Source organism: Dolichospermum heterosporum TAC447 (assembly GCF_024584745.1).
Taxonomy (GTDB): domain Bacteria; phylum Cyanobacteriota; class Cyanobacteriia; order Cyanobacteriales; family Nostocaceae; genus Dolichospermum; species Dolichospermum heterosporum.
On the sequence record NZ_CP099464.1, the window covers coordinates 352,913 to 367,254 of the forward strand.

The 14,342-nt window shown below is 39.4% G+C and carries 11 protein-coding genes; 7 read left to right on the plus strand and 4 right to left on the minus strand.

Features of this window, described 5'->3' with window-relative positions; genetic code table 11:
* Nucleotides 1–153 precede the first annotated feature (153 nt).
* A complete protein-coding gene (locus NG743_RS26645) occupies nt 154–852 on the plus strand; it encodes an alkaline phosphatase (protein WP_306459823.1) in 699 nt (232 codons plus the stop codon).
* 164 nt (nt 853–1,016) lie between these two features.
* Nucleotides 1,017–2,348: an alkaline phosphatase gene (locus NG743_RS01585; protein ID WP_228044041.1), complete on the plus strand. Its 1,332-nt coding sequence runs from the start codon at nt 1,017–1,019 to the stop codon at nt 2,346–2,348.
* 359 nt (nt 2,349–2,707) lie between these two features.
* On the opposite strand, the gene NG743_RS01590 is transcribed toward NG743_RS01585, so the two are convergent.
* The 4 genes from NG743_RS01590 to ovoA all read right to left on the minus strand — a co-directional run bounded on the left by NG743_RS01590 (nt 2,708) and on the right by ovoA (nt 6,905).
* Nucleotides 2,708–3,202 (minus strand): DUF427 domain-containing protein, encoded by a 495-nt coding sequence (locus NG743_RS01590; protein WP_257121352.1) that lies wholly within the window; start codon nt 3,200–3,202, stop codon nt 2,708–2,710.
* Between the two features lie 104 nt (nt 3,203–3,306).
* Nucleotides 3,307–4,110, minus strand: a complete 804-nt coding sequence (locus tag NG743_RS01595) for a sterol desaturase family protein (protein ID WP_257121353.1) — start codon at nt 4,108–4,110, stop codon at nt 3,307–3,309.
* A 391-nt stretch (nt 4,111–4,501) separates the two neighbouring features.
* Nucleotides 4,502–5,479 carry an L-histidine N(alpha)-methyltransferase gene (gene egtD / locus NG743_RS01600; RefSeq protein ID WP_257121354.1) on the minus strand — a complete coding sequence of 326 codons (978 nt, stop codon included), beginning with the start codon at nt 5,477–5,479 and terminating at the stop codon, nt 4,502–4,504.
* Between the two features lie 103 nt (nt 5,480–5,582).
* Nucleotides 5,583–6,905, minus strand: coding sequence for a 5-histidylcysteine sulfoxide synthase (gene ovoA / locus NG743_RS01605; protein ID WP_257121355.1), 1,323 nt, complete (start codon nt 6,903–6,905; stop codon nt 5,583–5,585).
* Nucleotides 6,906–8,197: 1,292 nt separating this feature from the next.
* On the opposite strand from ovoA, the gene NG743_RS01610 reads away from it, so the two are divergent.
* The 5 genes from NG743_RS01610 to NG743_RS01630 all read left to right on the plus strand — a co-directional run bounded on the left by NG743_RS01610 (nt 8,198) and on the right by NG743_RS01630 (nt 14,342).
* Nucleotides 8,198–10,216 (plus strand): DICT sensory domain-containing protein, encoded by a 2,019-nt coding sequence (locus NG743_RS01610; RefSeq protein ID WP_257121356.1) that lies wholly within the window; start codon nt 8,198–8,200, stop codon nt 10,214–10,216.
* 566 nt (nt 10,217–10,782) lie between these two features.
* The gene (locus NG743_RS01615; RefSeq protein ID WP_015079642.1) at nt 10,783–11,199 is read left to right on the plus strand and encodes a photosystem I reaction center subunit II PsaD; all 417 of its coding nucleotides are present in this window, start codon (nt 10,783–10,785) and stop codon (nt 11,197–11,199) included.
* A gap of 109 nt (nt 11,200–11,308) precedes the next feature.
* Nucleotides 11,309–12,820 (plus strand): anthranilate synthase component I, encoded by a 1,512-nt coding sequence (gene trpE / locus NG743_RS01620; protein ID WP_257121357.1) that lies wholly within the window; start codon nt 11,309–11,311, stop codon nt 12,818–12,820.
* 1,059 nt (nt 12,821–13,879) lie between these two features.
* Nucleotides 13,880–14,080, plus strand: a complete 201-nt coding sequence (locus NG743_RS01625; RefSeq protein ID WP_228043863.1) for a hypothetical protein — start codon at nt 13,880–13,882, stop codon at nt 14,078–14,080.
* A 55-nt stretch (nt 14,081–14,135) separates the two neighbouring features.
* Entirely contained in the window at nt 14,136–14,342 is a 207-nt protein-coding gene (locus tag NG743_RS01630) for a transposase (protein ID WP_027400812.1), read from the plus strand.

Here is a 14,342-nt window from a genome sequence, read left to right on the forward strand (position 1 = left end):
TGGCGCACAAAATTACTCAAGGGACGTTTCACAATTAACCCTCCATTCCTCCCATCACCAAACTGAGTACAGTTTTGGTGGGGGTCTCCTGGAGGTTTAGATGATTATTTGAATATTACTTGCAAAAACTGAACTAACCAATTGAGAGGTTTTATGACAACAGGTAATCATGTCATTTTCATGCACCCAGATGGAACTAGTCCATCTCACTATGCTGTTGCAAGATTTATAGATAAGGGTCCTGATGGACGTTTAAATTGGGACAAGATGTCCAATGCTGGTGTGTACCTCGGTCACATGGAAGACCAGTTGGGTGGAACATCTAATGCTGGTGCTGTGACTCACGCTACAGGCGTTAAAGTTTATGCGGAGTCTTTTGGTTATGAACTAGGGAATTTACCCATCACATCCCTTTCTGGAACTACCAAAACCATTGTTGAAGAAGCTAGAGATGCAGGTAAAGTTACCGCCCTAGTTCAATCTGGAGCGATCTATGAACCTGGTACAGCCGCCTTTGTTGCTAAGACACAGGAAATTACTAACGCCAATGGAACTATCACCGTACCTCGCGCCCAAGCTGCGGAAATTGCCAAACAGGTAATTAACTCAGGCGGTGGTTTGCAAGTAGTAGATCCCCGCACTGGTGCAACCGTAGGTACTGTTAATAATAACCCCACTACATCAAACCGCAACGTACCCTTAGATGGTCAAACTGGTGCTAACACTGCGCCTTTTGTAGCTGCACCAGATGATAGTGGTGATGTGTTCAAGTTTGGTATTGGTTGGGCTGGTACACCTGATTTTTCCGGTTCTATTGTTTGTGACGTACTCCACACACTCCCTTTCAGGTGAGTGTGGGCTTCTCAGTGACTCCTCTATGAGGACATTAACTGAGCTTTAAGACCGTGCGCCCCACGGTTCTTTGGTTTTGAGATTTGTTTTTTGTTTTGTAGGCTGCATTTGGAGCATTTAATTGGACTACACCTACTTTTTTATAATAACATAAAATCAATATTTTGTTCGTTTCGTCTGACGATCGCAGGGAAGAACAATTAGGATTAAACACTGCTAATCCCTTACCTCTCTACCTAAACACTGCACCGACAGTAGCAGAGATGCTAGATGCGTCTTTAAAAATCCTCAACAAAGACCCTGATGGTTTCTTTGTGGTAGTGGAAGAGGAAGGTAGTGACAACTTTGCTAATAACAACAATGCAGTTGGCACTATTGAAGCTGTACGCCGGGCTGATGCAGCGATCGGTGTAGCCATGAACTACATCAACACCCAAGATCCTAATACTTTGGTGATCACAACCGCAGATAGCGATGCTGGCGGATTGCAAGTTTTCCAATTTGAGCCTTACAACCGTCCCGCTGGTAACTCTACCTCTAGCCCTACACTAGCGGATACTGAGCCTAGTGCGCCATTTATTCGTGTTAACCCCACTACAACTAATACAAATCAGGCAGTTTTAGATGGTGTTAATGGTAGTACAGGCACAGTTGCAGATCCTTGGAAACCCTTCGCAGCTAAAAGCAGCATTGATGGACTAATGGGTAACTTCGGTGTAGCTTGGGTCGGTACTCCCGATTTCCCTGGTAGCATTGTTGCTAAAGCCCATGGGATGAATGCAGATAAACTACCCAGCACCTTGGACAACACCGAAATTTACAATGTCATGTACCAAACTATGTTTGGTGTGACACCCGAATTTGCGGCATCTCAACAAGCAACTCAGGTAGTATCAGGAACACCTGGTGTTGATATATTAATTGCCGGTGCAGCTAATACTACCTTTGATGGGATTAATGATACTGTGTTCACTGGTGCTAATGATGATGAAATTGAAGCACAAACAGTATCTTCTCCCATTGCAGGACGTAACCGCATAGACTCTGGTAGCGGTAATGACACAATTTTCGCTGGCAATAATGACGTTGTGTTTGGTAGCTCTGGCAATGATCACCTTTATGCGAATGATGTAAGTGGCTATCGCCTCTCAGGTGGTGTGGGTGATGACACCTTCAACCTTGGTTCTAATGGTCGCGCCCTCGGCGGTGATGGTAAAGATAAATTCTACGTTAGTCTTGGTGGTGGTAACTTAATTTCCGGTGGTGCTGGCGCTGACCAATTCTGGATTGTCAATGCTGAACTACCCAAAGCTGCCAATACTGTGCTTGACTTCCAAAAAGGCACTGATGTCATCGGTGTTCTTGGTATTTCCTCTAGCAGTTTGACTCTCAATGTTCTCAATGGGAATACGGAAATCGGGTTACTTGGTCAAACTGTTGCTATTGTTAATGGCGTTACCGGTTTGGATATCAATACCAACTTTGTTTTTCAATAACCGACAAGTATTGGAATTGAATTGATCATTAACCAGGGAAGAAGATCAGAATTTCTATATTTTCTTCTCTCTGGTTCTTTTTTTACTCAGAGTCTATAGTGCGATCGCTTGCTAATACTAAGTAGTGAGACAGAATTAATTACACAATGTCATTGCGTAAGCGTTGCCTGGCGTTAGCCATATGGAACGAAGTGAAATGAAGCAATCGCCAGGGTTGTGATTGCTTCCCTTCCCTCGCAATGACTGTAAATATTTTTGTCCAATTACTTATACCGAAGAAAGAATTAACCGTAGATAATTTCTCCATGATGTTCATGAGTTGTCAAACTATCAATTTTGACAACTGAAATTTTCCTTATTTACCACCACATAGTTCCTGGTTCACCTTTAAATGGTCCAACAATATCAGAAGTAATCCACCCTCCGTAAAAATCACCTGTTTGCGCTTTAACTAATTCATCATTCACATAGCAAGCATCCATTAGACTGACATAAAAACTGTAATATTCTTGAATTGAGATAAAATTAGGACTGGGTTGAATATATCGCCAAGCAGCATTATTTATGTATTTATCTCCTACGGAAACATCATAATATTGACACCACCCTTTCCATTCACACCAAGTTTTTCTAGGTGTCTCTATTAAATGTTCTAACTTAATATCTTCAGCAGGAATATAATAACCCGGAGGATGACTAGTTTCTAAAACTCTTTTTCCTCTAGTGGTTTCTGCTAAAACAATCCCATTACAAATAACTTTGAGATGTTTATCGGTATCTTGTAAAATAGCAGGACGGGGATAGTCCCAAACAGATTCTTGTCCGAGTGTTGGAGGTATAGGATTTGGTTTCATGGTGATTTAATGGATGATTTTGGATTATTATAGTTACGTCATTATATCATTTATTTACAAATTTTCTAATATTTAATTCACTAAAAATGCTATTAAGTTTAGATTCAATAGAATTGACAGGAAACATAATTCCTGTTTTTTTTATTAATAGGATTAAGTGTCTTAAATACTCTGTCCCAAAAACTATGAATACCATAATTACCATGAAAACCAGTATGGTGCAAATCATGAAAATTGGAAGGAATAAAGAATATTGATAAAGAACTATGTCCTTCTAAATTATAAATGTTACCTATTAAAGTCCATGCACAAAGTTGAGTAATATCATATCCAAAGATAAAGACAGGTAAAACATCTGTAATGGTAACAATAATATATTCCATAAGGCTTTTATGTCCGGCCACAAAACTTGATGTATCTTGAAATTCATGATGTTTAAGATGAATTTCAAGAAATAGTTTTGTATGCAATAATCTATGGGCTACATAAAAGCAGAAATCAGCAGCAACTATTCTCATAAAAAACCAGCCCATATTGAGAATTAAACCATTACCTCTATGAACTTCAGGAGCTAAATATATAATAATTAATGCGGTAATTAGAGCTTTTATTTCTCCTATAATGATGCCTTTTAAAGTAAAATTAGGAAATGATTGTTTTTTTACTTTCTTAACTCTTGCTGTTAGTTTTCTGGTTAAACTATCATCACTTTTGATTAATTTTTCAATAAAAATACCAATAGCATAAAATGAGATAGTTCCAACCAACCAGTATAATAATACTTCGGTGATAAAATTTAGTTTGAGCTTATTTAACAGCAAAAAAAATAACTGTTGAGTAATTGTACAACTAATGGCAATTTTGAGATAAAATTCCATATCAAGACAGAAATTCACTAATTTTTGCATTTTTATGATTTCTAAGTTCCTTAGGTAAAAATTTAATTGATTTTATCTCGTTGAACAATGACAACTAAGTAGGTTAGCATTGAAAATTGTCGTTATGGGAAAGCAAGAGTGAAGAAGCTTTGGGCGATTTTACTTTTCTTTACACACTTTGGTTTTATTGTGTTCACCTACTTATCAGCATTCAGCATTTTACAATTACAAGTATTTTTCATCCTGAGAGGATGTTTTAAAAGTGGTATCCTGTAATTTTCATGACATTTTTACCCCCCTTTCCCCTTGTAAAGGGGGGAAACAATAAAAATCCAGTTCCCTCCCCTTTATAAGGGGAGGGTTAGGGAGGGGTATTTTCAAACACCCTCTGATTTCTAAATCCTAAATGCTGACACAAAACTTATTCAACTTGACAAAGAATCAAACCAAACCATCCTTTTTCATCTGTCCAAGTTTTCACAGTATTTAATCCTTTACTTTGTAATTGCTTTTCCATTGTTCTTAAATCAAACTTGCGAGAAATTTCTGTTAATATACTTTCTCCCTCTAGAAAATGCACCTTTAAATCCAAAATTTCCAAGTTAACCCAATGACTTTTTTGGCAATGTAAATACATCTCAATTTGATGATCAACTTGATTATAAACTGCTTGGTGTCTAAACAAACTGATATCAAAATTACCTTGAAACCGCCAATTCAAATGAGAAAGCATATTCAAATTAAAAGCAGCAGTTACTTCTTGACTGTCGTTATAAGCTGCTTCTAGAATATCTGTAGGTTTTTGTAAATCAATACCCAGTAGAAAGTAATCTCCTGGTTGTAAAGTTTGAGAAACTTGATTTAAGAAAATATCACATTCTTCCGGGTTAAAATTGCCTAAAGAACTTCCCAGAAAAAACAACATCCGCGATTGTAAATAATTCGATTCTAGATGAACTAAAGCTTGTTCATAAGTTCCCAATAATCCATGAATAGCAATATCAGGATACTTTTCTTGTAACTGTAAAACACTAGTTTTGAGAATCCCTCCGCTGACATCAATAGGCAGATATCTACAATTACCAGAAATTTTCTGATAAGCAGTTAATAAAGCTTGAGTTTTAGTAGAACTGCCACTACCTAATTCTATTAACTCACAACAATTTGTAATTTCGGCAATTTCATCAGCGTACTGTTGTAAAATCCAGGCTTCTGTGCGAGTCGGATAATATTCTGGTAACTCACAAATTTGTTCAAATAATTGAGAACCAGGATCATCGTAAAAATATTTAGGTGGTAAACTTTTGGGTTTTTCAGTTAATCCCCTAATGACATCTTTACCATCAATACTTAACTCTTGATAATGATGATCTAAAATGGTTAAAGGTTGTGTAATCATTTTCTAAATCCTCTAAGGTGGCTATAAGATCCCCGACTTCTTTTGTATTTTTGTAAATAAATTACCAATTAATATTCAGAAGTCGGGGATCTCGATTTTATATTTAATCCAAACTTTCAGCCACTCTAAAACCGACGTGCTGATAAAAATAAGGACGAAACCAGTTACGATAACAAGGTAAAGCCATTGTACCATTCGTTGCCCAAGAACCGCCCAACATCATAAAATGTTTATTATCAAAAAAGGGTGCAGATTGATCTGCATAAAGATGATGAGTTTGAAATCCTGGTAAGGGTTTAAATGTTTCGCCTAACCATTCCCAAACATTACCCCGTAAGTCAGAAAGTCCAGATTGATGATTTCCTGAAAACATTCCCACAGGAGTTGGGGAAATAAATTGTAAGTTGAGATTATAATTATTGGCTAAACTAGAATCTTCAGATATTGTTAATGCTTGATTCCATTCTGCTTCTGTCATTAACCGAGTGTTTTTACCTTTCCAGCGACAATAAGCTATTGCTTCATAATGGTTAACTTCCACTGGCCAATCTAAAGGTAAATCTAGTTCATCAAATGTGGCACGATAGCGATAGTTATTTTCTTGGTATATCCAGAATTTGGGATGTTGGATATTGTAGAGTTGTTTCCATGCCCAAGATTCAGTATGCCAATAATTGATATTATTGTACCCACCGGCTTGGACAAATTCTAAAAATTCTCCATTGGTAATCAGATATTGACTTGCTAAAAATGGTGGGACTTCTCCTTCTAAATCACCATATTCACTATCCCAAGCAAAAGTTAAATCATCTTGGCGTTTTCCTAATTTCACTATACCACCAGGAATTTCTCGCATTTGATTATGGGGAATTTCTTGATTAGTAGGTGCATAATTCCATCCTTGGGGACGGTTTAAGTTCTCAATAGGTAATTGACGCAGCAGCATAGATGAGGTTTCTAGGTGAATGCGACTATGTTCTATTCCCATTAATAAAGCCCAGATAGGATGCTGTTGATGAATGGGTAAATTTAAAGGAGTTTGATGAATAATTGCGGTAATTTCTGATCTAGCTTTGTCTCGATATTCCCAAACTTTTTGAAGATCAGGCCAATTAACTCCTTGAATTGCTACTTCTAATTCTGTCGGTGTTTCTGGATCAACGCCAATTTCAAATAGGGCTTCATATTGGGGGTTAATCTGATGTTTGATTAATCCCACCTGCATTAATTTATTGATATAAAAAACAGCCGAATGTCCAAGGTAGAAAATTAATTTATTTCTTAAAGGATCGGGATTTAGATAGAAGGTTTCTTCCTTAATTACACTTTTCATTAAGGTTTCTTCCATTTCCCAGGAATTTTCAAAATAGTTAAGTAGGATTGTTGGACTACAATCATTGAGTTGGGGAATAGGAGCATCTATCATTTTATTGACCTGGTGAATTAATTTCTGGTAATATCTGGATTGATTAATTTTTTTAAATCAAACCAGTGACTAATCCTGGGATTAATAAAATTTTTATCTCAATGATAAATATTTACAGGAATTGTACAGGAATTTTTGTGCGAGAATTATATGCTATGTATTTAATTATCTTATTTTGATACCATTTTTCTGTTTTTAATTAAAATTTAATATTTCCAGTAAAATCACTAAGCTGTTGTGCATTTAGTTTGTATAATTCTAGCGGGCAAGATGCCCGCACTACAAAGTTTAAGTAAATTATGGTTATCAAATTTAGCTGCGTAACAGCTTACCAGTCGGATTCCTGTATTTAATATTTTCAGTAAAATTACTAATAGCTGAATTACTATATTGACAAAAACAAATATAAACAATCTTTTTAGGCTATTCTAAACTAAGTATATTAATTTCTAAGAATACCAATTTTTTGGGCGAGTTTGTTAGAATCGTACATTAGCCCCTGTTATAGTGTTTTGGCGTTAGTTGCCAACAAAGCTATATTGGAATCGTCAGTAACCCAGCCCTAAAGGGATTGGGCTTGCAAGAGTAATCAAGCAAGCCGTACTGACCAGACCACCCTGAGTTTACTCTCATGGTAGCCGTTATTTGAGTCACGACACCCACCGAATGCGTAGCTAGTTCCCTGCTCTGTCGCTTGTGATTAAACAGTTCTAAGGTAACTGGAACAGTGTTGCAAGCTCAAGCAAGCTCTTATAACAGGTCGTTCGCGCAGCGTGCCGTAGGCATCAGCTAACATTACCCCAGAAATGGGAGTTGGTTTCCAGATTCCAATCAAAAATCTGGTTTCAATTTTAATATCCACAGCGGTTAAAACCGCTCGTGTCGTTTCCCTCTCAGGTCTAAAGACGCGCTCGTTTCCCACTTACCGGGTGTTCTTATGAAAATAGATCAATGTTCTTGCTACTAGTAATGGATAAGGGCAATAGGTAATAGATAATATAAGTAGGTGAACACAATAAAACCAAACTGTGTAAAGAAACGTAAGTAATTGGACAAAAATATTTACAGTCATTGCGAGGGAAGGGAAGCAATCACAACCCTTGGAATTGCTTGATTTCACTTCGTTCCATATGGCTAACGCCACGCAACGCTTACGCAATGACATTGTGTAATTAATTCTATCTCACTCAAATCTCTGAAAACTTCTTTACTCTTGCCTATTGCCTATTGCCTATTGCCTATTGCTGTATGTGTTTAATGACCAGTGACCACTGACTAACGACTAATGACTAATGAGTATTTATACTTCTGTACTGAGTGATTTACTAGACTCACTCCCCCATCTACGACCTCAGTTATATTTTAAGGCTTCACTAACTGCGCTCTCCCATGCTATGGAGGATCAGGTTTTAGCCGCTAATTTGGATCGTCCTCTGATTATTGCTAGTTTTCAGAAAGAGCGATTTTACCGTCAAGAAGCCCATCGTTATCAAAAACTAGCAGAAAAAAGTAATCAAATATATGTATTATCCGCACCGGAAACGGAGTTTGCTAATAGCTCAGAATATTATGAAAAGATCGCTTTTGAGCATGATGATGCTTTAGCTCAAGAATGGCATTTGCTAGTAGTTGCTGATAATTATGCTACTTGCTTAATCTGTAGAGAAAGCTTGGGTTCTCTGGCTAAAAATCAACATACCTCAGAGATGCTCCCTAACTTGGATATGGATACAGCGCAAAGATTTGAGGGGATTTGGACATCGGAAAAAGGAGTGTGTTTAAAAGCTGCCCAATTGTTATTAGATAGAATTCAGGCGTATCGTCCAGATTTAGCGGAAAAAGTGGATGAAGTGTCCAGTCGGTTGGGAATTGGGAAATTAACAGGTAGGTCAGTGATCAATTCTTATCATGAGTATGCTTGTGATCTTGATACTGACCCGTTTGTGCAGAGGTTGGTGACATATCTGCAAGCTAGTCAGTATAAGCTGCATAAAGCTTACCGTTCGATTGCGGCTCAAGCTCAGAAAGAACGGCTGGTAAATTCGATTAGTACAGCAATTAGGCGATCGCTTGATCCACGGGAAATTCTCCAAGTGGCAGCGCAAGAGTTAGGACAACATTTAGGAGCCTGTCGTTGTCTAATTTATCGCGCCCAAGCTACAGATGCCAAAGCTACAATTGAACATGAATTTTTGAACTCTAATATCTCATCGGTACTGGGTCAAAGTTGGGAGTTAGAACATAATCCCCTATTTCAGCAGGTGCTACAACAGCTTGAGGGGGTATGTGTGGCTGATACCCTGGGGGACTTTCAAGTCAAGAAATCACCAGCCTTATCCTCCATTGTCAGGCAGTTTGGCGTGCGTTCTTGGTTGATCGAACCCGTATTATATCAAGGGCGACTATTGGGAATTGTGGAGTTACATGATTGCCATTTTCCTCCCCATGAATGGCAACCAGGGGAGTTAGACTTAGTGAAAGCGATCGCCACCCAAATTGGTACAGCCCTGATTCAAGCCGAATCTTTTGCCAATTTAGAAGAACTCAACCAACAACTAGAAGCTTTAGACCGCACTCGGAGTAATTTAATTGCCATTACAGGACACGAACTCCGCACTCCATTATCCACCATTCAAGTTTGTTTAGAAAGCTTGGCTACTGAACCGGATATGCCTTGGGAATTGCAACAAATAATGTTGAGTACAGCCCTTACCGATTCCGAAAGAATGCGGAAACTGGTACAAGACTTTTTAACCCTTTCTAACTTAGAAAGCGGTCGGGTAGAATGGCATCCTGAATCATTAACCATTCAAGAATGTATAGATTTAGCCCTCAGTCGCTTACGGACACGCTCTAGCCAAGAAAAAATACCCAAAATCACAACTCAAATTTCCGACAACCTACCTTTAGTCAGGGCTGACGGTGATTGGTTAGTGGAGGTAATCGCCAAACTTGTAGACAATGCTTGTAAATTTACTCCCTCTTCTGGGCAAATTATTATTAAAGCCATTAGCAATGATCAGGAGATGCTAGAAGTCACCGTAGCGGACACAGGGCGAGGAATCGAACCCAACCGCCTAGAAATCGTTTTTGACCGCTTTTATCAAGAGGAAGGGGCATTGCGCCGAACTACCGGGGGAACTGGCTTGGGTTTAGCCATTTGTCGGCAAATTGTCAATGGCTGGCATGGAAAAATTTGGGCAGATTCCACAGGTAAAGACCAAGGCAGTCAGTTCCATTTTACTATTCCCATTGTGTATGGTAGTCAGGAAATTGACACTCTCCGGTCTAAAGACGCGGAGATTCTATAGAGAGTTTCAGTCTATATCCCTCAGTTATCCCAGTTTCAGGCACTGCCTTAAATATTTGGGTTCTTGCCCTGATTTCGTTGGCCCTGGCGGGCGAAATCATATCTGACAAGCGTAACTTTCCGAGAGTCCCTCGGTAGCTTTTTATGTCTTTAGTGACAATATAGTTGTATCACGAATATGGATTAAAATTTGAAATTATTTCAAATTTTCAAATTAACGTCAAGGCAGGATTTATCGTGCCTCTAGCCTTCATCCCTTGTCTAAAGTCCAAATGTGGCTTCCTGAGTCAGCCACATTTTCAAGGGTTTTCGGCGTTCTTCCTTATAATTGACGACTGACAACCAACCAATCACTAAGGGATCACCAAAAAATAAATTACCCGATTTTGTGGGATGGGCATCCTGCCTGTCCTTGGTAATTAGCGGGCAATTCGTCCCGCACCACAAGAAACTTTTGGGGATTTTTTTAATTGGAAGTCCCTAAAAACTGTTACAGTCTATAACGCGATCGCAACATAAGTCGAGTTCCAATGTTAGTATGCCGTAAAAACCTACAAGACACAGTTTATGGCAACTTTGACTGGAAAAACCCCAATCTTTGGTGGCAGCACTGGCGGGCTACTCACAAAAGCTGATGTAGAAGAAAAGTACGCTATCACCTGGACTAGTCCCAAAGAGCAAGTGTTTGAAATGCCCACTGGTGGCGCTGCTAAAATGGTAAAAGGCGAAAACCTACTTTACATTGCTCGCAAAGAGTACGGTATTGCTTTAGGCGCACAACTTCGCAAATTTAAAATTACCGACTACAAAGTTTACCGCATTCTCCCCGGCGGCGAAACTACCATGATTCACCCTGCTGATGGCGTGTTCCCTGAAAAGGTAAATGCTGGACGTTCTATGGTGCGTCACGTACCCCGCAGAATCGGTCAAAACCCCAACCCTGCACAAATCAAATTCAGCGGTAAAGCTACTCACGATGCTTAATCCTTAGGCAATGGGTGATAGGTAATGGGTAATGGGGAAGAAGAATAAACTTTGCCCCCTTGCCCATGACAAAAAACTCACTTTTAATTTTTAACTGTTAATTTTTATTATGATTTTTCCCGATTTCGACCAGTTTCAGAAACTTGCTGTCCAAGGTAATTTTGTGCCAGTGTATCAGGAATGGGTAGCCGACTTAGATACACCTGTATCCGCTTGGTATAAAGTTTGTGCAGATCAACCTTATAGCTTTTTGCTGGAATCGGTGGAAGGTGGCGAAACCGTAGGCCGTTATAGTTTATTAGGTTGTGATCCTTTATGGATTTTGGAAGCAAGGGGTGATAAAACCACCCAAACCCATCGAAATGGTGATCAACAGGTTTTTACAGGTGATCCGTTTACAGTTTTATCTGAGTGTTTAGCACCATATCACCCAGTAAAATTACCAGAATTACCTTCAGGAATTGGTGGTTTATTTGGGTTTTGGGGTTATGAATTAATAAATTGGATTGAGCCGCGTGTACCAATTCATCCTCAAGATGAACGCAATATCCCTGATGGATTATGGATGCAGGTAGACCAGTTATTGATTTTTGACCAGGTAAAACGGAAAATTTGGGCGATCGCCTACGCAGATTTACGTGATCCAGCCGGGTTAGAGGTAGCATATCAAAAGGCGAGCGATCGCATTCAGGAAATGGTCAGGAAGCTATCTTTGCCCCTATCACCAGAAAACACCAAATTAGCTTGGACAGCCCCTGGAAACAAGCCTAAAGCGGGGATAGAGGACTATACCAGCAACTTTACCCGCCCCGAATTTTGCGCCAGTGTGGAAAAAGCCAAAGCACATATCAAAGCTGGTGATATTTTCCAAGTCGTCATCTCACAACGCTTATCCACAGCATATACAGGTAATCCCTTCGCCCTTTACCGTTCTTTGCGGCAAATCAATCCTTCGCCTTACATGGCTTATTTTAACTTCCAAGACTGGCAAATTATCGGTTCTAGTCCCGAAGTCATGGTCAAAGCCGAATGCAATGATGAAGGGGAAATTATCGCCACAGTCCGTCCCATTGCGGGAACTCGACCAAGAGGGAAAACTACAAAGGAAGATGCAGCTTTAGCCGCTGATTTACTTCAAGACCCCAAAGAAATCGCCGAACACGTCATGTTAGTTGATTTAGGACGCAATGATTTAGGGCGGGTGTGCAGCAGTGGTAGTGTGAAGGTTGATGAATTAATGATCGTTGAGCGCTACTCTCATGTTATGCACATTGTCAGTAATGTGGTGGGTAAGTTAGCACCGGGTAAAACTGCATGGGATTTACTCAAAGCGTGCTTTCCGGCGGGGACTGTCAGCGGTGCGCCTAAAATCAGGGCGATGGAAATTATTAATGAGTTAGAACCCAGCCGTCGAGGTGTCTATTCTGGTGTGTATGGATATTACGATTTTGAAGGACAATTGAATAGTGCGATCGCTATCAGAACTATGGTATTACATAATCAGACGGTGACTGTCCAAGCTGGTGCAGGTTTGGTAGCTGATTCTGACCCAGAAAAGGAATATGAAGAAACTCTGAATAAAGCTAGAGGGTTATTAGAAGCAATTCGTTGTTTACGATAAACTCTACTTTTTAGAAAGAAGGGAAATTAAAATCAATACTGGAGTTAAACTATGATACCAGCTATTAGTAGACCTTCAACACTACTTGGTCGAATTCAAGTTGAAAAAGTAGATAAATTCAATTTATTTAAATTTACTGATGAATTCCAGAAGCGAATGGAAGAACTGTTCATAGTTTAACCAAATATGAAACCCCTCTGGTAAACCTCTCCCCACACCTCTCCTTTTCCCTCCCTTGTAGGGGAGGGAAAAGGAGCAGCTTTTATAATTGGAGAGGCTTTGAACTTGTTATTTGGATGATAAAAAAGTCCAGCTTCTAGCCGTTTTGAGTACAAGTAATTGGACAAAAATATTTACAGTCATTGCGAGGGAAGGGAAGCAATCACAACCATTGAAATTGCTTCATTTCACTTCGTTCCATATGGCTAACGCCACGCAACGCTTAGAGGATGTTTTAAAAGTATTAGATGAAACCGATAATCTCCAAAAACCTAACCCCCCTGCCCCCTTCCCTACGAGGGAAGGGGGTTTTCAAAGCCTCTCCCCGCTTCGGGGAGAGGTTTGGAGAGGGGTTTGTTTATACATTAAAAACTTCTCAAACACCCTCTTACGCAATAACATTGTGTAATTAATTCTGTCTCACTACTTATTGCTATTGAAGCAATTCGTTGTTTAAGGTGATTACAGATGAAGTCTTGCGGACAATTCAAATGTCTGATCAAGAATTAAGGGATTACCAAAAAATAAATTACCCAATTTTGTGGGATGGGCATCCTGCCTGTCCCTGGTAATTAGCGGGCAAGATGCCCGCACCACAAGAAACTTTTGGGGATTTTTTTAATTGGAAGTCCCTTAGTTCTGGAGTTTAGACTAAAAACAGAGATAGTAGTTAAAACTACTGAGAAAAAGTGAGTTAAAAATACTACAGATTATAGAGAATAAAGAATTGGCGAAAAAAAGCGGTCAGTGATGTAAAATTGACCGGGAGATCATACAGCTTGGGCGAGAATAGATGCACCGACGTTAAAGGACAAAACCTATGAGCATCAAGAACAACCAATGTCAGGAACAAAACCCGTAACCTTGGGACAAGGCTACAGCACAATTGCAGTCATCCCAGAGACATCTGGAAGTTGGGCTTTACCGCTATTACATCAACGCATTACCAGTTTTGAGAATCCAATTCAAAAAGCCGCTGCACAGCTAAAGCTGGTGTGCGAAAATCTACCTACACGTCCGATTAGCTTGTGGGATTTGTGAATATGGCTGTGCTAGTTTTATCAATCAAACGAGTGATATCCCCGCAGATAAATTAATGCGGTTACGTCCCAATAGAGTGGTATATGATGCACCACCACCTTATAGCGGCAAAGGTCGTCCCCGTTCTCATGGTGCAAAATTTAAGTTGAATGACTCAAGTACATGGTGGACACCAGATGAAACTGTCGAGGTTAACGACCCACAAATGGAACGATTGTCTATCCGTTTGTGGTGCATTATTGATATCGAAGACTACCACTAA

What these genes read in the sequence shown, in the direction of transcription:
- ovoA (WP_257121355.1), bottom strand. Translation starts at nt 6,905, where the DNA reads ATGATAGATGCTCCTATTCCCCAACTCAATGATTGTAGTCCAACAATC.
- egtD (WP_257121354.1), bottom strand. Translation starts at nt 5,479, where the DNA reads ATGATTACACAACCTTTAACCATTTTAGATCATCATTATCAAGAGTTA.
- NG743_RS01590 (WP_257121352.1), bottom strand. Translation starts at nt 3,202, where the DNA reads ATGAAACCAAATCCTATACCTCCAACACTCGGACAAGAATCTGTTTGG.
- NG743_RS26645 (WP_306459823.1), top strand. Translation starts at nt 154, where the DNA reads ATGACAACAGGTAATCATGTCATTTTCATGCACCCAGATGGAACTAGT.
- NG743_RS01630 (WP_027400812.1), top strand. Translation starts at nt 14,136, where the DNA reads ATGCGGTTACGTCCCAATAGAGTGGTATATGATGCACCACCACCTTAT.
- NG743_RS01615 (WP_015079642.1), top strand. Translation starts at nt 10,783, where the DNA reads ATGGCAACTTTGACTGGAAAAACCCCAATCTTTGGTGGCAGCACTGGC.
- NG743_RS01625 (WP_228043863.1), top strand. Translation starts at nt 13,880, where the DNA reads ATGTCAGGAACAAAACCCGTAACCTTGGGACAAGGCTACAGCACAATT.
- NG743_RS01610 (WP_257121356.1), top strand. Translation starts at nt 8,198, where the DNA reads ATGAGTATTTATACTTCTGTACTGAGTGATTTACTAGACTCACTCCCC.
- trpE (WP_257121357.1), top strand. Translation starts at nt 11,309, where the DNA reads ATGATTTTTCCCGATTTCGACCAGTTTCAGAAACTTGCTGTCCAAGGT.
- NG743_RS01595 (WP_257121353.1), bottom strand. Translation starts at nt 4,110, where the DNA reads ATGCAAAAATTAGTGAATTTCTGTCTTGATATGGAATTTTATCTCAAA.